At 30.3% G+C, this 20,042-nt stretch carries 20 protein-coding genes; 7 read left to right on the plus strand and 13 right to left on the minus strand.

All coding sequences use genetic code 11. The features are described 5' to 3' along the window. Positions 1–18 precede the first annotated feature (18 nt). Genes ABXT65_RS03980 through ABXT65_RS03995 form a run of 4 tightly spaced genes read right to left on the minus strand, consistent with a single transcriptional unit; the run spans position 19 to position 3,910 of the window. Positions 19–981 carry an NAD(P)-dependent oxidoreductase gene (locus tag ABXT65_RS03980; protein WP_415322375.1) on the minus strand — a complete coding sequence of 321 codons (963 nt, stop codon included), beginning with the start codon at positions 979–981 and terminating at the stop codon, positions 19–21. A 15-nt stretch (positions 982–996) separates the two neighbouring features. After that, the gene (locus ABXT65_RS03985) at positions 997–1,455 is read right to left on the minus strand and encodes a tripartite tricarboxylate transporter TctB family protein (protein WP_415322376.1); all 459 of its coding nucleotides are present in this window, start codon (positions 1,453–1,455) and stop codon (positions 997–999) included. Further along, on the minus strand, positions 1,448–2,947 hold the full coding sequence (locus tag ABXT65_RS03990) for a tripartite tricarboxylate transporter permease (RefSeq protein WP_415322378.1): 1,500 nt from the start codon (positions 2,945–2,947) through the stop codon (positions 1,448–1,450). Before ABXT65_RS03990 ends, ABXT65_RS03985 begins: the two co-directional genes overlap by 8 nt. A 12-nt stretch (positions 2,948–2,959) precedes the next feature. Further along, positions 2,960–3,910 (minus strand): tripartite tricarboxylate transporter substrate binding protein, encoded by a 951-nt coding sequence (locus ABXT65_RS03995; protein WP_415322380.1) that lies wholly within the window; start codon positions 3,908–3,910, stop codon positions 2,960–2,962. Positions 3,911–4,075: 165 nt separating this feature from the next. Between ABXT65_RS03995 and ABXT65_RS04000 the strand changes: the two genes are divergently transcribed. After that, positions 4,076–5,242 carry a mandelate racemase/muconate lactonizing enzyme family protein gene (locus tag ABXT65_RS04000; protein ID WP_415322382.1) on the plus strand — a complete coding sequence of 389 codons (1,167 nt, stop codon included), beginning with the start codon at positions 4,076–4,078 and terminating at the stop codon, positions 5,240–5,242. 4 nt (positions 5,243–5,246) lie between these two features. On the opposite strand, the gene ABXT65_RS04005 is transcribed toward ABXT65_RS04000, so the two are convergent. Next, positions 5,247–5,861, minus strand: coding sequence for an arylesterase (locus tag ABXT65_RS04005; RefSeq protein WP_415322384.1), 615 nt, complete (start codon positions 5,859–5,861; stop codon positions 5,247–5,249). Between ABXT65_RS04005 and ABXT65_RS04010 the strand changes: the two genes are divergently transcribed. Both ABXT65_RS04010 and ABXT65_RS04015 read left to right on the plus strand, forming a co-directional pair. Beyond that, positions 5,860–6,525: an ABC transporter ATP-binding protein gene (locus ABXT65_RS04010; protein WP_415322386.1), complete on the plus strand. Its 666-nt coding sequence runs from the start codon at positions 5,860–5,862 to the stop codon at positions 6,523–6,525. The genes ABXT65_RS04005 and ABXT65_RS04010 overlap by 2 nt on opposite strands. Next, a complete protein-coding gene (locus ABXT65_RS04015) occupies positions 6,461–9,046 on the plus strand; it encodes an ABC transporter permease (RefSeq protein ID WP_415322388.1) in 2,586 nt (861 codons plus the stop codon). The genes ABXT65_RS04010 and ABXT65_RS04015 overlap by 65 nt, the downstream gene beginning before the upstream one ends. On the opposite strand, the gene ABXT65_RS04020 is transcribed toward ABXT65_RS04015, so the two are convergent. The 5 genes from ABXT65_RS04020 to xsc are packed head-to-tail and all read right to left on the minus strand — an operon-like array spanning position 9,047 to position 14,524. Further along, a complete protein-coding gene (locus ABXT65_RS04020; protein WP_415322390.1) occupies positions 9,047–10,351 on the minus strand; it encodes an NAD(P)/FAD-dependent oxidoreductase in 1,305 nt (434 codons plus the stop codon). A gap of 9 nt (positions 10,352–10,360) precedes the next feature. Continuing rightward, complete coding sequence (locus ABXT65_RS04025; RefSeq protein WP_415322392.1) at positions 10,361–12,199, minus strand: carbamoyltransferase; 1,839 nt, start codon at positions 12,197–12,199, stop codon at positions 10,361–10,363. Continuing rightward, positions 12,200–12,349 (minus strand): DUF5989 family protein, encoded by a 150-nt coding sequence (locus tag ABXT65_RS04030; RefSeq protein ID WP_415322394.1) that lies wholly within the window; start codon positions 12,347–12,349, stop codon positions 12,200–12,202. It abuts the gene before it with no gap. Positions 12,350–12,351: 2 nt separating this feature from the next. After that, on the minus strand, positions 12,352–12,741 hold the full coding sequence (locus ABXT65_RS04035) for an SxtJ family membrane protein (protein ID WP_415322396.1): 390 nt from the start codon (positions 12,739–12,741) through the stop codon (positions 12,352–12,354). A 1-nt stretch (position 12,742) separates the two neighbouring features. Continuing rightward, positions 12,743–14,524, minus strand: a complete 1,782-nt coding sequence (xsc, locus tag ABXT65_RS04040; RefSeq protein WP_415322398.1) for a sulfoacetaldehyde acetyltransferase — start codon at positions 14,522–14,524, stop codon at positions 12,743–12,745. Positions 14,525–14,636: 112 nt separating this feature from the next. On the opposite strand from xsc, the gene ABXT65_RS04045 reads away from it, so the two are divergent. From ABXT65_RS04045 to galE, 4 genes are read left to right on the plus strand one after another with little or no spacing between them, the layout of a single operon-like run. Next, positions 14,637–14,921 carry a UxaA family hydrolase gene (locus ABXT65_RS04045; protein WP_415322400.1) on the plus strand — a complete coding sequence of 95 codons (285 nt, stop codon included), beginning with the start codon at positions 14,637–14,639 and terminating at the stop codon, positions 14,919–14,921. A gap of 5 nt (positions 14,922–14,926) precedes the next feature. Beyond that, the gene (locus ABXT65_RS04050; RefSeq protein WP_415322402.1) at positions 14,927–16,093 is read left to right on the plus strand and encodes a UxaA family hydrolase; all 1,167 of its coding nucleotides are present in this window, start codon (positions 14,927–14,929) and stop codon (positions 16,091–16,093) included. 26 nt (positions 16,094–16,119) lie between these two features. Then, positions 16,120–17,199: a YeiH family protein gene (locus ABXT65_RS04055; RefSeq protein WP_415322404.1), complete on the plus strand. Its 1,080-nt coding sequence runs from the start codon at positions 16,120–16,122 to the stop codon at positions 17,197–17,199. Positions 17,200–17,251: 52 nt separating this feature from the next. Beyond that, on the plus strand, positions 17,252–18,232 hold the full coding sequence (galE, locus tag ABXT65_RS04060) for a UDP-glucose 4-epimerase GalE (protein ID WP_415322405.1): 981 nt from the start codon (positions 17,252–17,254) through the stop codon (positions 18,230–18,232). Positions 18,233–18,304: 72 nt separating this feature from the next. Here the strand turns inward: galE and ABXT65_RS04065 are convergent, their stop codons facing one another. The 3 genes from ABXT65_RS04065 to ABXT65_RS04075 all read right to left on the minus strand — a co-directional run bounded on the left by ABXT65_RS04065 (position 18,305) and on the right by ABXT65_RS04075 (position 20,040). Beyond that, on the minus strand, positions 18,305–19,387 hold the full coding sequence (locus ABXT65_RS04065) for a sulfite exporter TauE/SafE family protein (RefSeq protein ID WP_415322407.1): 1,083 nt from the start codon (positions 19,385–19,387) through the stop codon (positions 18,305–18,307). Positions 19,388–19,475: 88 nt separating this feature from the next. Then, a complete protein-coding gene (locus ABXT65_RS04070) occupies positions 19,476–19,601 on the minus strand; it encodes a hypothetical protein (RefSeq protein WP_415322409.1) in 126 nt (41 codons plus the stop codon). Positions 19,602–19,689: 88 nt separating this feature from the next. Next, on the minus strand, positions 19,690–20,040 hold the full coding sequence (locus ABXT65_RS04075; protein ID WP_415322411.1) for a hypothetical protein: 351 nt from the start codon (positions 20,038–20,040) through the stop codon (positions 19,690–19,692). Between the last annotated feature and the right edge of the window lie 2 nt (positions 20,041–20,042).

The raw sequence follows: 20,042 nt of genomic DNA on the forward strand, positions 1-20,042 counted from the left end.
TTGATTAAATCTATTCTATTAAAGTTTAACTATTTTAGTATTTTCAATTTTATTTTCAAAAAAATCTATAATGTTTTGAGCTGTTTCAACAGCCATACTTTCTAGACCTTCTTTAGTAAACGTTGCAGAATGTGGGCTCAACACTACTTTTTTATTTGTAATTAATGGGTTCGTTAATTCAGGTGGCTCTTTTTCAAAAACATCTATTCCAGCAAACGCTATGATATTATTATCAAGGGCATTGTTTAAATCCTCTTCATTAACAACCCCACCTCTTGCAGCATTAATTATGATTGAACTCTTTTTCATAAGTTTCATTTCTTTTAGAGTTATAAAATTTTTAGTTTCATCATTTAAAGGTAAGCTTAATGATAAAATATCAGCTTTTTTTAAACCTTCTTCAAGGGATGCAATTTTTACTCCTCCAAAAGATGCTATAGTCACATCATCAACATAAGGATCAAAAACTAAAACCTTCATATCAAAACCAAGGCATTTTTTAATTAGTTTTTTTCCAATTCTACCAAAGCCAGCAATAAGAACTGTTTTATCAAATAGTTCAAAATTTTGTTCAATATTCAAATGTATTGCTTTAACAAAATCTCCATTTCTAACCATGGTGTCAAATATGCTAACACCTTTATAAATATTCATAATCATAAACATTATATGTTCTGCCGGAGAAGTGGATGTTGAATTGTGTGCCACAAGTAAAGTAATTCCTTTTTCTTTTAAACATTTGGTGTCAACACTATCATAACCAACGCCATGTCTTGCAATAACCTTGAGCTTGTCACATTTACTTAAAATTTCTCTATCAATTTTACCTCTTCTAAGGGTAATCCCATCAAACTCAGGTAATTTTAATAAAAGATTTTCTCTAGATAGGTCAGTTACAATTTCACAGTCAAAATCTTTGTAACTTTTTAAAAGGTTAATACCTTTATCCTTCATGGTATCGATGATGCCAATTTTATACATATTTTTCTTTCTATTTTAAGCTCTAAACCAGAGACCTTCTGGAAGTGGTACTAATAATAAATTTTTAAACCCAAAGTATAAAAGTAGAATGAATATACTACCTAATAACATATAAAATATTATCTTCTTTATAGAAATACTTTGACCTGCATTAATTAAAATAAGCAAATTAAATGAAATTAAACTCGTTAAAATAAATCCAGTTCTTTCTAAAAAATATATCCAAGCAAAAAATGTTACAATTAATAAAGGAATTTTAATAAATGAAACCTTTTCATTAATGACTTTAATTTCTAATTTAAAAGAGCGAAATATTAAAATTACAGATAATATTAGTAATGCAGTTGTTATTGCATATGGAAAAACTGAACCAAAGGGGCTTAAAGTACTTGCTTCATAAAAAAGAAGTAGAGATAAGAAAATAAGACAAATACCAGAGATAAAGGATGTTTTATCTTTAACAAATTTAAGCATTTTTTCTCCTATTATAAATTCTTTTTAAAGTGGGAAGAAATAAGCCCATTATAATAAAAAACACCAATGCAATTGAGATAGGTCTTGCAAAATAATTTGCAAAAATATTTTCTTGAGCGCTGCCTATTATATAGGCTTGAACAAATCCTTGTTCAGCAATCTGCCCAAGTACCAGCCCTAAGACGATTGGTGATGCTTTAAATCCTGCTCTATTTAATATCCAGCCAATTAAACCAAAAAAAAACATGAAATAGACATTTAGAATATTATTTTGAATTGAGTAACTGCCAATAATTGTTAGAAAAATTATGATTGGAATTAATATTTCTCTAGGTATTTTGATTATAGATTTGTATGCGTATCTTCCCATTAACAATCCTAATGGCAACATCATAATGGTTGCTAAAAGCAAACCAAATATAAAAGTGTACACAATTGAAGATTGCTGAGTAAACAAAGTATCCCCTGTTCTTATTCCTTGAACTAATAATGCTCCTAAAATTACTGCATCGGGTGGAGTGCCTGGTATACCAAGACATAGTGTTGGAATAAAACCACCACCAACTGTTGCATTATTTGCCGTCTCTGATGCAATTAAACCTTCTGGTTCACCTTTACCAAAATTATCTTTATTTTTTGAACTTCTTTTTGCTTCACCATATGAAACTATACTTGCAATACTTCCTCCAGCACCTGGAAGGATACCAATAAAAGTTCCAATGATTGCTCCTCTTAATGCTTCAAATTTTTTACGGTACATTATTAAAAAAGATTCTTTTAATCTTAAACTTTTAGGTGTTGTGTTTTCACTTAAATGCTTTCCTTTCATGCTAGTTAAATCCAAAATAACCGGAATACAAAAAAGTCCAATCATTGCACTAACAATTTCTATTCCACTATTTAAAAAACTGATATTCCAAGTCATTCTCATATCACCACCAATAACTGCGACACCAATCATAGACATTAATAAACCAAGGCAAGCTCCAATTAATGATTTGATATTATCTCCTTCTGCTAACGTTGAAATTAAGGTTAAGCCTAAAATTGCTAACCAAAAATATTCTGTGGGACCAAATTTTAGAGAAATGCTTGCTAAGGGTGGCGCAAATAACGCAAGACATATAACCCCTACTATTCCACCTACAAATGATGACATACAGCTTATCGACATAGCTAAATCACCATTACCACTTTTGGCCATAGGATATCCATCAAATGTAGTTGCAACAGCTGAAGGTGTGCCTGGTGTATTAATTAAGATTGCAGACCATGAACCTCCAAAAATGGCTCCTGTATAAATCGCTCCTAGGACGATTAATCCAGAAGAAGGTTCGAGTGCGAATGTAAAAGGTACTAAAATAGCAACCGCCATGGTTGCTGAAAGTCCTGGCAAAGCACCAATAATGATGCCCGCCAAAACTCCTGAAAATGCTAAGCCTAAATTAAGTAGGCTTAACGATGACAAAAAATCTGTAAAAATATTTGTCATTCAAAGACTTAATTATTTAATTAAACCAAGTTCTTTTGCGATAGCTTTGTTGGCTTTCATTTGTTTTTTCATAAACTTTTTCATTTCTTTATGACCAATGTTGACAACTACAAAAGCATTATCTTCCATTTGTTTGATGAAGGCTGGATCAGCATTAATTTTCATAATACGATCAGACCACTCTTTAACTGTTGCTTTAGAGGCAGATTTAGGAAGTGCGTAACCTCTATATGCTCCAGAAACAATGTTATATCCTAACTCTTTAAAAGTAGGAACATCTGGAAAAGCTGGTAATCTTTCTTCCGATGCTACAGCAAGCATTCTAACTTTAGAACCTTGTTTAGCTGCAACAGTTGAATAGCCAGCTTCAGCCACAACTACTTTACCTAATAATGCTTGAACAGCAGCACCCGTACCTTTGAAAGGAACGTAAGTAGTTTTAACTTTTGCTTTTTTATTTAAAGAAATAGTTAAAAGATGATTTGCTGAATATGTTCCAGATCCACTAAAAGTTAATTGTCCTGGATTTTTTTTAGCAAAGCTCATTAACTCTTCTAATGTTTTGTAAGGGCTTGATGCTTCTACTAAAATTGCATCAGGTGTGTAATGAAAAAAAGAGAAAACATTTACATCTTCTGTTTTGTAACCAGCTTTTTCACCTTTAGCAATCGGTTGCATAATGATATGTGGAAGGTTTACACCCATAATAACACTACCATCACTTTTTTCTGAGTTTAAAGAAGACCAACCTACTGATCCGCCGCCACCTGGTTTGTACTGAACAACAATATCATCATTGTAAATGTCTTTATAATAAGGTTGTTGCATTCTAGCCGTAACATCAGATTCACCACCTGGGCCGAATGGAATTATGTTCGTAACTCCTGCGTTCGCAGCACTTAAACTAATAGTTATAAGTGAAAGAACAGCAAAAAATTTACTAATATAAGATTTTAATTTCATTAGATATTTCCTCTTGTTTGTTAATTTAAGCTAGAAAACTATTTATTTTTAATCTTACTGTCAACGTGCATGTGCGCAGAAATGACTAATATTTTTAAGTTTTAAATCTTGATATCAGTAGTATTTAAACATAAAAATTTTAAATTTACCCTATAACTAAGAAAAATGAAAATTATTGATATTCAAGAAAAAACCTTCTCGATCAGTTCAGACATCAAAAATGCTTATATCAGTTTTGCAAAAATGGATTGTAGTGTTGTTGCAATAAAAACTGATGTCAAAATAAACGGTGAAAATGTTGTTGGGTATGGTTTTCATTCAAATGGAAGATATGCAGTCAGTGAACTCTTAACAAAAAGATTTATACCTAGATTAAATGAAGCTAATGAAAAAGGCTTATTAAACAACGAAGGTAACAATTTTAGTCCAGAAAAAATTTCAAAAGTTTTAATGCAAAATGAAAAACCAGGTGGTCATGGAGAAAGAAGTACGGCTGTAGGAACTTTAGATATGGCGATATGGGATATAGTTTCAAAAATAGAACAAGTTCCACTGTATGAATACTTAGCTAAAAAATACGGTAATGGAGAATTCACTAACAAAATTTTTGTATATGCTGCTGGTGGCTATTACTACCCAGGAAAAGATATTCCATTACTTCTTGATGAAATGAAAGGTTATTTAGATTTGGGATTTACAACGGTTAAAATGAAAATAGGAGGTGCTTCTTTAAAAGATGATTTAAAAAGAATTGAAAGTGTTTTAAAGTTAGTTGGGGATGGTAAAAATTTATGTGTTGATGCAAATGGTAGATTTGATCTAAAAACAGCAATTGAATATGGAGCAGCAATAGAACCTTATAATCTTAAATGGTACGAAGAAGCAGGAGATCCCCTAGATTTTCAATTAAATTCTGAACTATCAAAAACTTATAAAAATGGATTAGCTACTGGTGAAAATTTATTTTCAATGCAAGATTCTAGAAATTTAATTCGTTATGGTGGAATGCGTAAAGATATTGATTGGTTACAATTTGATTGTTCCTTAAGTTATGGATTAGTTGAATATCTAAAAACATTAAAAATGATGAAAGAAAATAATTGGAGCTCAACAAGAGTAATACCTCATGGTGGACATCAAATTTCTTGTAATATTGCAGCAGGATTAAATTTAGGTGGAAATGAAATTTATCCCAGTTTATTTCAGCCTTTTGGTGGATTTCCAGATTCTTCTTTAGTTGAAAATAGTCACGTAACCTTTCCAAAATTTATTGGGATGGGTTATGAAAAAAAAGAAAAATTAAATACTTTGTTTAAAAAACTATTTAATTAAAATTTTATTTTTTTATAAAACTGATGATACTTTTTGTAAGTGTATCACTTACAATTAAAGTTCCTTTTTCATTTGGGTGCATACCGTCATCCTGATTAAGATCAGGTTTTAAAGCCACACCTTCTAATAAAAAAGGTATTAAATTTAGATCATATTTTTTAGCTAAATTTGGATAAATATTATCAAACCTTTTTTTATAACTAATTCCATGAGTTGTTGGAGCAATCATTCCTGCTAAAATTATTTCTATATTTTTTAGTTTTGCTATTTGAATAATTTTTTCTAAATTTTTTTCGGTCTCAATGGGACTTATTCCTCTTAACATATCGTTAGCACCTAATCCTAAGATCATTAAATCAATATCAGGTTGAGATAAAGACCACTCTACACGGTTTAATCCACCAGCAGATGTGCTCCCAGATACGCTTCCATCAATAACCTCAAGATTATAACTACTATCATTAAGATTGTTTTGAAGAACAATGGCTAAATGTTTTTCCTGTGGAAGACCATAGCCAGCCATTAAGCTATCACCAAATAGGATAACATTTTCTATAGCATTGACGTTTATGCTCACTAGACAGAAGGCTATAATTTTAATAATAAATCTTTTAATCATGGACAGTCTTCTTAAGCTAAAAAACGTTAATCTTAAATACCAAACTGCTAATGATACTATTAAGGTTTTAAAGAATGTTAATTTAGAGACTAAAAAAAATGAGTCTATTTCAATAGTAGGAGAAAGTGGCTCAGGAAAAACAAGCTTAATCATGCTTGCTGGGGGATTAGAGAAAGTAACCTCTGGTAAGATATTTTTTGAAGATCAAGAAATATCTAAGATGAGTGAAGATGAAGTTTCTAAAATTAGAAGAAAGAACATAGGTATAGTTTTTCAATCTTTCTATCTTATTCCAAATTACACTGCTGTTGAAAATGTTGCTTTAACCTTAGAGTTAAATAATTTAAAAAACCCTAACGAACGAGCCAAAGAGTTATTGGATCGATTTGGGTTAAAAAATAGATTTAATAATTTACCAAGTCAACTTTCAGGTGGTGAACAACAGCGTGTAGCAATTGCAAGAGCTATAGCTATGAAGCCAAAGCTAATTTTAGCAGATGAGCCTACGGGAAATTTAGACAGTGAAAATTCACAGATGATTGCAGATATTTTGTTTAAATATATTAAGGAAGAAAAATCATCTTTAATTATGGTCACCCATGATCCAAAACTTGCAAATAAAGCAAAAAGAAAAATCAAAATCAAAGATGGAAAAATTGTCTAAGCTTTCAGAGTACAAGTTAACTTTGATATATGCCTTAAGAGACTTGAGTAGAAATTATAAAAAAATTTCTAGTATTATTTTAACACTTTTTATCAGTTTATTTATCTTAAGTTCAATTTTCACAATTGAAGATAGTTTAAACAAAGAATTAGATAATAATTCAAGAGCACTTTTAGGTGGAGATATTGAAATTGATTACAATCGTAATGTTGGCAACTTAGAGTTAATTAACCAGGTTAAAGAATTTGCCACCGTTTCACAAATGGTTGAGTTTAGTACCATGATCTCAACTACTAATAAGACTAAAAATAAATCAATTTTTTCTAGAATTAAAACAGTAGATCAAAATTATCCTTTATTTGGCGAAGTGGGTTATGAGCCGAGTGGTGCATTTGAAAAATTACAAACTACAGAAAATACAATCCTTGTTAATGAAAATATTTTCAAAAATCTTAATTTAAAAATAAATGATAAAATCAAAGTTCAAGACAAACTCTTTACCGTAATTGGTATTGTAAAATCGGTACCTGATATTGGGGGTGCTTTTGTATTTGGTGATTTTGCTTTAGCTGGCAAACAAACATTAGAATTACTAAAACTTAACAACCTAGGCAGCTTTTTAAACTATGAATATAAAGTAAGATTTAATGAGGGAGATAATCCAAAAGCTTTATCTAAAAAAATTGAGCAATTATTCAAAGATGAAAAAAAGGTTATAATTAAATATCACGAAAAATCTGACGGTCCTTTAAAGAGAATAATTGATAATTTCTCTCAGTTTTTATCTCTTGTATCAATTAGCGCAATGTTGATTGCTGGAATTGGGATTGCTAACACCCTACTTTCATTCATTAATCAGAATAATATGTCTATAGCAGTTAAGAAGTCTTTGGGCTTTTTCTCAAAGGATATAAAAATAGTTTACTATCTACAATTACTCATTCTATTATTCATAATATCTACTGCCGCCTACTCTTTTAGTTTCTTTCTAGTCCCTATTGTTGATGTTTATTTATCAGCTGGTCTTGGGTTAAATATTGAAGGTAGTTTTTCTATTCTTAATTATTTCAAAGTTTTTTCAGTAGGTTTATTAGTATTAATAATATTTTCTATACCAACTATTAACGCAATTGATCAAGTTAAGGCATCAAACTTGTTTAGAAATGTATTTCAAAACCTACAATTTTATTATTCAAAGAAATCAATTGTTTTAAGTCTATTTTTATTATCAATTTTAATTTCATTATTTACTATCGGTTCAGCTCAACCCATTTATAGCTTGGGTTATTTTGGAGCTTTCTTTGTTTGTCTATTAGTCTTCTATTTATTATCAAACTTGATTATTAAATTATTTAAAGGTTTTAAAGAGCACCCAAATATTTCAATTAAAGTATCTGTTAAAAATATCACTCAAACTAAAAGTATTACTCCTATAACTATTATGTCCTTAGGTTTAGGAGTCACCTTATTGTTAACTTTAGCTTTTGTAGGATCAAATTTTAAAAGAGAAATTGCAAAATCTATACCTGAACTTGCTCCTGATTATTTTTTTATTGGTATTCAAAGCGATGAAAGACAAATATTTGAAGATTTAATTTTTGATATGGATAAACAAGCTAACCTTGAAATTGTACCCATGGTTTCAACGGGTATTCTAAAAATTAATGGAATAGATCCAAATACTTATATCGATTCAAGTAATGATAGCCACTGGGTGATTAGAAATGACAGAAGGTCTTCTTGGGCTGATAAAGTTTTAAAAGATAATCCAATTATAGAAGGCAAATGGTGGGATTTAGATAGACCTGATAAACTTCAAATTTCACTTGATAGCAAAATTGCTAAAGATTTTAATATTAAAATTGGTGATGTTTTTACTCTCAATATTTATGGTCGTGAAATTGAAGGTGAGATTGTAAACTTCAGGTTAGTAGACTACAGAGATTTTACTATTAACTTTGCAATGTTATTAAACCCTCAATTTGCAAAAAATATCCCTCACGAATACTTGGCCACTTCAAAGTTTAAAAATTTAGAGAATTTTGATGAAACTGCTTTACTAGATAAAATGCCTAGTCTTTCCATTATAAAAATTACTGATTACTTAGAAAAAGTAACAGATCTATTAAACAAAGTATTTATTGCTGTAACTGTTATTTCGGCAATTACTATAGTCATTGGTTTAATTGTAATATCAAGCGCAATTATAGTTCAAGGTAAAATTAAAGAATTTCAAAACTTAATATTCAAAATTCTAGGTTTTTCCAAGGTCGAGGTTGTGCTCTCTTCAATTATTGAATTTTTTATTATATTCACATCTATAATTCTAATAGCTCTTTTTTTTGCGGTCATAGGTTCGCAATTTATCATCGAAAATATTTTTCAAATTACATGGAAGTTTGATTTAGTAATATTTTTACAGGTAACTATTGGAATAGGACTAGCTACATTAATCTTAATTATGATTACTAATTTTAAGTATTTAAGCCCTAAAGTTTATCCACTTATAAGAAATCAATAATTAAACATCAGATCGAGATCTAAATCTTTCAAATATTAATCTTGTTTTAACTCCAATATTTAAAAATGGCTGTGGTGGAAGCCAAGTAGGTTTACTTCTAGATTCTATTATATTAATTTCATCACTATTTTCATTGCTTGCTTTAATTGCTATCTGTTCACCAAATAAAGTTCCAACTCCAATACCAGAGCCATTATAACAACCTGCTACAAAGACGTTGTTATCAATTTTATCAAAAATTTGTGAACTATTTCTTGTTCTAGATACAATCCCGGACCAACTAGATTCAATAATATCATCTGATAAACTTGGAAATCTTTTTTTAATTCCAAGTTTTTGATTAAAAGATCTTTTATCTAAATCTGATTTAGACATTTTAAAAGGGCTATGAACTTCAGCAGTGTTTCTAATTAAAATTCTTTTGTCTTTTGTCATTCTAATAGTTGCACCCATTGGTCTAACAGGTAGCACACCCCACTCTTTAGGTTCACCAATAGATTTATACTCCGTATCTGTTAATGGTCTTGTCATGCTTGCAGTTAAAGTTAAGGGGAAATTATAATTATTTTTTATACCAAGTGATTTTAAAAAACCATTAGTACAAAAAATAATCTTTTTAGTAGTTATTTTATGATTATTAAATTTACAAATAATTGTATCACTACTTTTTGACCATTCATTTAATTGAGTGTTTTCTAATAGTTCAACATTACCTGGCAAAGTGTCAACCATTGCTCTTACAAGTTTTCCTGGATGTAATAAAATTCCACCTTTAGTATAAAGTGCTAGGTTATAAAAATTTGTACCTAATCTTTTACTTAATTCAGCTTTTTCTAAGATATTACGCTCATAGTTTAGCTTTAATAAAGTTTTGCTAAAATTTTCTAATATCTTTCTATCTTTTTTATTTGATGAGGCAAAATATTTTCCACTTTCATTCAAATCACAATCAACTTGATGCTCTTTAATAAACTTTTTAACAACATTAATTCCTAATTTATAAATGTCAGTCTTCTTCTTATAATTAGAAAGTTCTTTATTGGAAGTGAAACCGTCATTAAGAGTAGTATCAACTAAATATCCTGAGTTCCTTCCGCTAGCACCCTCACCTGCTAATTGGGCATCAATAATAATAATTTTTTGATTTGGGTGAAGTTCTGATAATTTTCTAGCAGCTGATAAACCTGTATAACCAGCACCTACTATTAACCAGTCACAGGATTTATCTCTATCTAAAATTTTTATATTTGATCTTGTATCAAGGTCATTAATCCAACCACAACTAGTATCATTAATAATGTTCACAATTTATGTTTAATCTAATTCAAATTCCTTGGTATAGTCTTTCTTTAATGATGAGTTTTGATCTTTTTTATCCAAATAACAATTACCAATAACCAGTTTATCTAAATCTGTGCCCATAAAACAATTGAATGCGTCTAATGGAGTGTTAACAATTGGTTCTCCTCTAACATTAAAAGACGTATTTACAAGAATAGGACAATTTGTTTTCTCTTTAAATATTTCAATTAATCTAAAATATTTTTCATTTGTTTCTTTATGAACAGTTTGTATTCTCGCAGAATAATCAACATGGGTAACTGCTGGTATTTTTGATCTTTTTACATTTAATTTATCAATACCAAATAATTTATTTTGTTCTTCAGTCATTACAATAGTTTTATCATTGTTAATATTTGAAACCATTAACATGTATGGGCTATCTACATTAGTATCAAACCACTCTGATAAATCTTCTTTTAATATTGATGGTGCGAATGGACGAAAGCTTTCTCTATATTTAACTTTTAAATTTAAGTTTTTTTGCATTTTTTCTGATCTTGGGTCACCTAGAATAGACCTTGCACCTAGTGCTCGAGGTCCAAATTCCATTCTTCCTTGAAACCAACCAACAGCTTCTTCTTTTGATAAATCTGTAGCAGTTTTATCTAATAACTCTTGATCTTTAAAAATTTCATATTTAGCACCAGCTTTATTAAGCTGTTCTTCGATTTCTTTTTGTGTATATTCTGGTCCTAGGTAAGATCCCTGCATACTGTCATTCAGATCAACTTTTCTATGGTTATTTTGCTCAATGTACCACAAAGCTAAAGCAGCACCTAAGGATCCACCAGCATCGCCTGCAGCAGGCTGAACCCAAATATTATCAAATATTTTTTCTTTCAATATCTTTCCATTAGCAACACAATTAAGAGCAACGCCACCAGCTAAACATAGGTTGGGTATATTAAATTCTTCTTTTAAAGATTTAGCAATTTTAATCATTATATCTTCTGTTACTTTCTGAATGGATGCAGCAATATCCATATGAAATTGTGTTAGTTTTTCATGTTTAGCATCTCTAACTTTTTGACCAAATAAGTTATCAAATTTTTGATTAGTCATTGTTAGACCAGTTGCATAATTAAAGTATGATTGATCTAGATGAAATGATCCATCTTCTTTTACATCAATTAAATTATTCTTAATTATATCTTCATAAATTGGAGTACCATAAGGAGCTAAGCCCATAAGTTTATATTCACCGCTATTTACTTTAAAGCCTGTATAATAAGTAAATGCCGAATAGAGTAATCCTAAAGAATGTGGAAAATGAATTTCCTTTTTAATTTTCAAGTTGTTTCCCTTGCCAATAGCGACTGTTGTAGTAGCCCACTCACCAACACCGTCAGCAGTTAAAACTATAGCCTCTTCAAATGGAGATGGAAAAAAAGCACTAGCAGCATGACTTAAATGATGATCTGAAAAATAAATTTTTTTATTGTCATTGAAATTATTATCATGCCTCTTCAATTCATTAAAAAGCATTTTTTTTTGAAAAAGTTTATCCTTTAACCAGACTGGCATTGCCATACAAAAAGATTTGAAGCCTCTTGGTGCAAAGGCAACATAAGTTTCTAATAATCTCTCAAATTTTAAAAAAGGTTTTTCAAAAAAAATAATTTGATCAACATCAATTAATTTCACTTTTGCAAAATTTAAAACAAATTCGATTGCATTAAATGGATAATTTGAATCATGTTTTTTTCTTGTAAATCTTTCTTCTTGTGCAGCAGCAATAATCTCGCCATCTACAAGAATAGTTGCAGCACTGTCATGATAAAATGCTGAAATGCCTAAAATAGTTTTCACTTAAAAAATTGTATAAATAAATGGAGCTACAGCTGAACCTTGACTTAAGACAATTAATCCACCAAATAATACTAAAACTAATAGAATTGGTAGTAGCCAATATTTTTTTCTAACTTTTAAAAATTCCCAAAATTCTCTTAAAAAATCCATAATTAAAATTGATTTTTCATCTTACTTTCAATTTTAGATCTTTCAATCCAATATGTTTTTTTATTACCTTTTTGCAAATTTAATAAATTCTTACCTAAAACCTTCATAATTAAAGATGTTGGTGTAACAATAGCAAAAAAAACTATACCCATGACTATTGGTGAAACAAAGCTACCTAATAGAATTCCAAATTTAAACCAAGTTTTGTTTAATGGGGTTAGAATTTTTGAATTAATTAGCCCACAAATTAAAAAAACTATAGCAATTATTAAAGACCAAATTCTAATATTTCCATCCTTAAATAAAGGAAGTATTGAGACAATTAAAAAAAATAGAAAAAAAACTATTCCAAAACTTTTATTTGTTCCAATTTTAATATTACTATTTTTCAAATTAAATCAGCGAAGGTTGCTTGATCATGTCTTCTTTTTTGATTCCTGCAACTTTAACCGGTTTTTTCATTGCATCTCTTCTGAAAGGCTCACCCAGTTCCTGATTTAGAATTACTTCAATAAATGTTGTAATTCCTTTTTTTTGATCTTCACAAGACTGTTTAATAGCAGCAGTAGTCTCTTCCATAGTACGAACTATAACCCCCTTTAAACCACAAGCATCAGCAACTTTTGCATAACTTAGTTCTGGGTCCAGTTCTGTTCCAACAAAATTATCATCAAACCACAAGGTGGTGTTTCTTTTTTCAGCCCCCCATTGATAATTTCTGAAAATTACCATTGAAATTGCTGGCCATTCTGGTCTTGCTACTGAACTCATTTCATTCATACTTATTCCAAATGCACCATCTCCTGCAAAACCAATTACAGGTGTCTCAGGACATCCAATTTTTGCTCCAAGGATAGCCGGAAAACCATAACCACAAGGACCAAATAATCCTGGTGCTAAATATTTTCTACCTTTTTCAAATGTAGGATAAGCATTTCCAATCGCACAATTATTTCCAATATCACTTGAGATAATCACATCATCAGGCATTCCTGCTTGAATACCTCTCCAAGCTTCTCTAGGAGACATTCTATCTGCATCTCTTTTTCTAGCTTCTGCATTCCAAACTGTACCCTCATCATCATCTTCATGATCTAAACTTGATAACTCTTGTAGCCATGCTGATTTAGTTTGGTGAATAGTATTTTTTCTCTCTTCTCTATTCTTGTCACCCGCTGTTGAAGAAAGCTGTGCTAAAATTTGTTGAGCTACTAATTTTGCATCTCCACAAATTCCAACTGATACTTTTTTAGTTAAACCAATTCTATCTGAGTTCATATCAACTTGAATTATACTTGCATCTTTTGGCCAATAATCCATTCCATAACCTGGTAAAGTTGAGAAAGGGTTTAATCTTGTACCAAGTGCAAGAACTACATCGGCTTTACTAATTAATTCCATTCCAGCTTTTGATCCATTATAGCCTAATGGTCCAGCCGCTAATGGATGGCTTCCAGGAAAACTATCATTATGTTGATAACCAGAACAAACTGGAGCATCTAATTTTTCAGCTAATTTTTTACAATCCTCTATAGCTCCACCAATTACAACACCTGCTCCAGATAATATTACTGGAAACTTAGCATTAGATAATAAGTCTGCTGCTTTTTTAATTGCATCAACTCCACCTGCTTGTTTTTCTAATCTTACGATTGGGGGTAGATCAATATCAATAACTTGTGTCCAATAATCTCTTGGAACATTTATTTGTGCAGGGGCAGATCCTCTGATCGCTTTTTCAATTACTCTATTTAATACTTCTGCCATTCTTGAGGGGTCTCTAACTTCTTCTTGATAGCAAACCATATCTTTAAATAAATTCATTTGTTCTACTTCTTGAAAACCACCCTGGCCCATAGTTTTATTTGCAGCTTGTGGCGAAACTAAAAGTAGTGGTGTGTGATTCCAATATGCAGTTTTAATTGGTGTAACAAGACCTGTAATCCCAGGACCATTCTGTGCAATAACCATTGACATTTTACCAGTAGACCTAGTGTAACCATCTGCAATTAATCCACCATTAGTTTCATGTGCAACATCCCAAAAAGTTATTCCGGCGTCAGGAAAGATGTCTGAAATGGGCATAAAAGCAGAACCAATTATTCCGAATGCGTGTTCAATTCCATGCATTTGTAAAACTTTTACAAAAGCTTCTTCTGTTGTCATTTTAGTCATAATAATTAGGCCTTCCTGCTTAAGTTGTTAAAAAAATCTATAAATAATTTGTTAATTTGAAAGATTAATATATAAGAATTAAAAAATTTCAAACAAACAAATCGACACAATTATGGCTACAGACATTATTATACATGACGAAAAAGACAACGTAGGAGTTGTCGTTATTGATAAAATCACTTCTAACCAAGATTGCGCTTGCTGGATTATGGAAAATGATAAGACGGTTCAAATTCAATCAGTAGATGAAATTCAATTAGGGCATAAAATTGCAATGGTTGACCTTAATGAGGGTGATACTATTTTAAAATATGGTCATGATATTGGAAAAGTAGTTAAATCAATCAAAAAAGGTGAACACGTTCATGTTCACAATGTAAAAACGAAGAAGTGGTAAAAAATATGGAAATTCCAAAAAGTTTTTTAGGTTATAAAAGAGAAAATGACAGAGTTGGTACTAGAAATCATGTAATTATCTTGCCTGTAGATGATATCTCAAATGCCTGTGCTGAAGCTGTAGCAAATAATATTAAAGGTACGATAGCCCTTCCTCACTCTTATGGAAGACTTCAATTTGGTGCTGATTTAGATTTACACTTTAGAACAATGATTGGGACTGGAAAAAACCCTAACGTTGCTGCTGTAATTGTTATTGGAATTGAACCTAAATGGACAAAAAGAATTGTTGATGAGATTGCTAAAACTGGGAAACCAGTTGAAGGATTTCACATTGAAAGAACTGGTGACATTGGAACAATTATGAAGGCTTCTAAAAAAGCTCAAGAATTTGCAATGTGGGCTTCAGAAAAACAAAGAGAAGAATGTCCATTAAGTGATTTGTGGATTTCTGTTAAATGTGGTGAATCTGATACAACATCAGGTCTTGCTGCTAACCCTACTGTTGGAAACTTAATGGACAAGTTAGAGCCATTAGGAGTGCATTTATGCTTTGGTGAAACGTCAGAACTTACAGGTGCTGAAAAAGTTTGCGCAGCAAGAGGTGCTACACCTGAAGCTTCTGAAAAATTTATGAAAACTTGGAGTGATTATAATGACTTCATCCTTAAAGAAGCGACAGATGATCTTTCAGATAGTCAACCAACAGCAGGTAATATCGCTGGTGGTCTTACAACTATTGAAGAAAAAGCATTTGGAAACTTTCAGAAAATTGGAAATTGTAAATTTATTGATGTATTGGGCCCTGGAGAAGAACCAACTAAAGGAAGGGGTTTATACTTTATGGATACTTCATCTGCAGCAGCTGAGTGTATTACACTTCAAGCAGCAGCTGGATTTAACATTCATTTATTTCCAACTGGTCAAGGTAATATAGTCGGTAACCCTATTGAGCCAGTTGTTAAATTAACTGCCAATCCTTTAACTGTAAAAGGTATGGGTGAACATATTGATTGTGATGTATCTAAAATATTGTCACGTGAGATGAATATGTCTGAAGCTGGCGATGAATTAATCAAATCAATGATTAGAGTTGCCAACGGTAGATTAACTTGTGCTGAAGCTTTAGGTCATAAAGAGTTTGTTATGACTAAGCTTTATAGAAGTGCTTAGCTTTTAGGGTTCTTTGCTCTGGAAATATGAATTCTCAAAAAATTATTAAAGTTATTCCTGGTGTAATACTTGCTTTAGTCTTCTGTTTATTTTCACAAGGAATAAATAATGTTATTGGCATAGAATTATTTGAAACTAACAAAAGCCCAATTTCAACAGTAATGATTGCAATATTACTTGGAATTATTATGGGAAATGCATTCACACCAAGACCAGGTATGATGATTGGTTTAGATTTTACCCAAAAATATATTTTAAAATTAGGAATAATTTTTTTAGGAATAAGATTAAGCTTTGAAGAGTTTTTAAAATTTGGAACAATTGCTATTCCCTTAATCATTATATGTATATTAAGTGTTCTTATTCTAATTAAACTATTAATTAAAAAAGTTCCTATCTCTTCTAAAATGTCTTATTTGATAGCAATTGGGACAAGCGTTTGTGGTGCAACAGCGATTGTAGCAGTAGCACCAGTTATAGAGGCAAAAAAAACTGAAGTTGCTTATGCAATAGCAAATATTACTTTATTTGGTGTTATAGCTATGCTTGTTTATCCTTATTTTGCAGAATGGTATTTTTATGGAGAACCTGTAATGGCAGGCTTATTTTTAGGAACTGCTATTCATGAAACTTCACAAGTAGCTGCTGCTGGATTAATTTATGACCAACAATTTAATAGCCCTGAAACTTTAAATGTAGCTACAGTTACAAAACTTATAAGAAATACATTTTTAGTAATCATGGTGCCATTATTTGGTTTTTTATATAGTAGGGGTAAGGTTAAAGATAAAAACTACTCAATATTCAGTATTTTCCCGTATTTTGTACTTGGTTTCATTGGGATGATTATTGTAAGAAACATTGGAGATCAAGTATTTACTATAGAAAATTCTAATTATGGATTTTGGAAAACTTTAATTAATTACATTAAAAGCTTAGCTACTGTCTTTCTTACCATGGCTATGGCTGCAGTTGGTATATCTATTAATTTGAATGAATTAAAATCGATGGGATATAAACCATTTGTTGTTGGTTTAATTGCTGCTGTGACTGTGGGTGTCGTTAGTATTGTGAGTCTTGATACTTTTCTTAAAATTTTTTTATAAGTTTATTATAAATTAAATTGGCTTACACAAATATTAATATAAGCTATTTTAAATGAAGAATATTCTTTTAACAGGTGGGGCTGGCTATATAGGTAGTCATGTAGCAAATTTACTTTTAGATAATGGATATAATGTAACTATTATTGATAGTTTAATCACAGGTAATAAAAGATTAATTCCAAAAAAAGCCAATTTTTTTATTTGTGATATTGCTGATCAAAAAGAAGTAACAAGGATTATTAATCAAAAAAAATTTGATTTAGTTATGCATTTTGCTGGGCTAATTCGTGTTGAAGAGTCCGTAAAAGAACCAGATAAATATTATGAATTTAACTATGAAAAAGCAAAAATTTTTTTAAATACCTGCTTTGAAAATGATTTAAAAAAAATAATTTTTTCATCAACCGCCTCTGTTTATGGAAACCCTGAAGGGGATACGGTTTCTGAAAATGGCCAACTTAATCCATTAAATCCCTATGCGGTGTCTAAGTTGAAATTAGAAAACTTCATAATTGAACAATCAGATAAAGAAAATATTAAATATATAATTTTAAGATACTTTAATGTGGCAGGGGCAGATGAAAAAATGAGAACAGGTTTAACTTCAAAATATTCTACACATTTAATTAAAATAGCCTCCGAGGTTGCTGTTGGTAAAAGAAATGAACTAATAATTAATGGTGATGATTATGACACAATTGATGGCACAACTGTAAGAGATTATATTCATGTTTCAGATTTAGCAGATATACATTTAATCTCTGGAAAATATTTAATAGAAAATGGTCAATCAGATATTTTTAATTGTGGCTATGGAGTTGGATTTTCTGTCAAACAAGTTATTGAAAATTATAATAAAATACTCCAAAAAAACTTAGAAACTATAATTGGTATAAGAAGACCTGGAGATAGTAAATCAATTGTTGCTAATTCAGATAAATTTTACCGAAAATTTTCGTGGGAGCCAAAATATAATGACTTACAATATATCTTAAATACTGCTTATAATTGGGAAAAAAAAATAAATAGTTAAACTAATTCAAATTTATCAGTTTATTTTTACAGGCCTAATTTTTAATTCATAAAAAAACACAAATTCTAATAACTAAGCTTTATTTAGTGAATATTTTTTTCTTAGATTTGAAAAAAATTTTCTAATAAACGCAGCTCCTACCCCTAAAGTAACTGCAAATACAATTGAAAATAATCCATATAAAATTGGCATTTCTGTGGATAATTTTTTAATGAACATTGACAGTGGATTTAAATTATTCACATCAATTTTTACTAATTCTTGAGTAGTATTTTCGGCAAAAAAAGTATCATAAGCAATTGCAATTCCAACAAGTAATAACAGAACAGCAAGCAAAGTTTTAATCCCAGTGCTATCAACAGACTCACCAAGTTTTTGTCCAACTTGAACACCAACAATAGATCCAAGAACTAACATGGTTACTAAAATTAAATCAATCGATCCATAGTTAAATGCATGTAAAAAAGTTACAATAATACTTACAAAAATAGTTACAAATAAAGATGTTCCCGGAATTAATCTTGTTGGCATACCAATTATATAAATCATTGCCGGTACCAAAATAAAGGCTCCACCAATTCCCATTATCGCTGCAATAAAACCTACGATTAAACCAATAATTATAGGTGTAAAAGCACTTTCATATAATTTTGATTTAGGAAATCGCATTTTAAATGGAAGACCATGTATCCAGTAGTGAACGTGTAATTTTTTCTTTGTTATAATTTTTTTTCTAGCTTTATCTATTTCACCTAAACCTTCAACCAACATGGCAGTTCCAATAATTGCAAGTATATACATATAAGCTAATGAAATAATGATATCAATTTTTCCAATACCTTTAAAATAAGTAAAAGTCCAAATTCCTAGTAAGGTTCCAATAGATCCACCCATGACAATCATTAAACCCATTTTATAATCAAGTGTGTTTTTTAAATAATGAGTTGTGGATCCTGAAACTGATGTTGCTAAAATATTATTAGCTTCGTTAGCAACTGCATAAGTTGGGGGAACACCTAAGAATATTAAAAAAGGTGTCATTAGAAAACCACCACCAACACCAAATAGACCTGAAAGAATTCCTACCACACCACTTAATGCAAAAATAGCAACAATGTTAACTGAGACTTCTGCAATTGGTAAAAAAACATCCATATAGTAATTTTAACTAAATATGCCTCAAATAAAACGATGTCAATAAATAGATATTTAGATGTAGAAAGTGTTTTTGTTAAGCAATTTTTTAGCTAAATGAAACAAAAGTGCCTACTAGAATTATTCCCCAGTATGCAGATAAACCAATCAATATGCCTGTTTTTAGTTTATTCTTTTTAATTTCAGTAGGTAAATTTTTTAATATGTCAGGCATTTATTCTTCTGATTACCACTGCCCAACTATTTGTCAAATAAATACTTAAAAAATAAAAAATAATTTATAGGTGAAATAAAGTCTAGGTTTAGTAGATCGTGGCTCCAAATACTTTAACGTCATCACCTTCAACACCAAGAACTAACCTTCCAAGGAACTCACCTTCAATTTCCTTGCTCTTCTGTTTAAATAGAACGGTAATGTTTTGACCTCTTCTAAGACAGCCGAATACTTCATAATCCTCTTTTAAACTCGTTAAAAGCTTATTGTTAGCCCACTGTTTTCCAAGCTCTACTTCATTTGCTCCAAATAACATTTGAGTTCCGAAGTCTTTAGTAAACCCACCATAATCTTTCATATTTGATGTCTTAACAAGGTTATCCCAAATAGGATTAGCAATTGCTATAATCTCATCATCAGATTTCTCTAAAAGATTCATAA

This window comes from Candidatus Pelagibacter sp. Uisw_127 (assembly GCF_047722515.1).
In the GTDB taxonomy this organism is placed as follows: Bacteria; Pseudomonadota; Alphaproteobacteria; order Pelagibacterales; family Pelagibacteraceae; genus Pelagibacter.

What these genes read in the sequence shown, in the direction of transcription:
- ABXT65_RS03980 (WP_415322375.1), bottom strand. Translation starts at nt 981, where the DNA reads ATGTATAAAATTGGCATCATCGATACCATGAAGGATAAAGGTATTAAC.
- ABXT65_RS03985 (WP_415322376.1), bottom strand. Translation starts at nt 1,455, where the DNA reads ATGCTTAAATTTGTTAAAGATAAAACATCCTTTATCTCTGGTATTTGT.
- ABXT65_RS03990 (WP_415322378.1), bottom strand. Translation starts at nt 2,947, where the DNA reads ATGACAAATATTTTTACAGATTTTTTGTCATCGTTAAGCCTACTTAAT.
- ABXT65_RS03995 (WP_415322380.1), bottom strand. Translation starts at nt 3,910, where the DNA reads ATGAAATTAAAATCTTATATTAGTAAATTTTTTGCTGTTCTTTCACTT.
- ABXT65_RS04000 (WP_415322382.1), top strand. Translation starts at nt 4,076, where the DNA reads ATGAAAATTATTGATATTCAAGAAAAAACCTTCTCGATCAGTTCAGAC.
- ABXT65_RS04010 (WP_415322386.1), top strand. Translation starts at nt 5,860, where the DNA reads ATGGACAGTCTTCTTAAGCTAAAAAACGTTAATCTTAAATACCAAACT.
- ABXT65_RS04005 (WP_415322384.1), bottom strand. Translation starts at nt 5,861, where the DNA reads ATGATTAAAAGATTTATTATTAAAATTATAGCCTTCTGTCTAGTGAGC.
- ABXT65_RS04015 (WP_415322388.1), top strand. Translation starts at nt 6,461, where the DNA reads ATGATCCAAAACTTGCAAATAAAGCAAAAAGAAAAATCAAAATCAAAG.
- ABXT65_RS04030 (WP_415322394.1), bottom strand. Translation starts at nt 12,349, where the DNA reads ATGGATTTTTTAAGAGAATTTTGGGAATTTTTAAAAGTTAGAAAAAAA.
- xsc (WP_415322398.1), bottom strand. Translation starts at nt 14,524, where the DNA reads ATGACTAAAATGACAACAGAAGAAGCTTTTGTAAAAGTTTTACAAATG.
- ABXT65_RS04045 (WP_415322400.1), top strand. Translation starts at nt 14,637, where the DNA reads ATGGCTACAGACATTATTATACATGACGAAAAAGACAACGTAGGAGTT.
- ABXT65_RS04050 (WP_415322402.1), top strand. Translation starts at nt 14,927, where the DNA reads ATGGAAATTCCAAAAAGTTTTTTAGGTTATAAAAGAGAAAATGACAGA.
- ABXT65_RS04055 (WP_415322404.1), top strand. Translation starts at nt 16,120, where the DNA reads ATGAATTCTCAAAAAATTATTAAAGTTATTCCTGGTGTAATACTTGCT.
- galE (WP_415322405.1), top strand. Translation starts at nt 17,252, where the DNA reads ATGAAGAATATTCTTTTAACAGGTGGGGCTGGCTATATAGGTAGTCAT.
- ABXT65_RS04065 (WP_415322407.1), bottom strand. Translation starts at nt 19,387, where the DNA reads ATGGATGTTTTTTTACCAATTGCAGAAGTCTCAGTTAACATTGTTGCT.
- ABXT65_RS04070 (WP_415322409.1), bottom strand. Translation starts at nt 19,601, where the DNA reads ATGCCTGACATATTAAAAAATTTACCTACTGAAATTAAAAAGAATAAA.
- ABXT65_RS04075 (WP_415322411.1), bottom strand. Translation starts at nt 20,040, where the DNA reads ATGAATCTTTTAGAGAAATCTGATGATGAGATTATAGCAATTGCTAAT.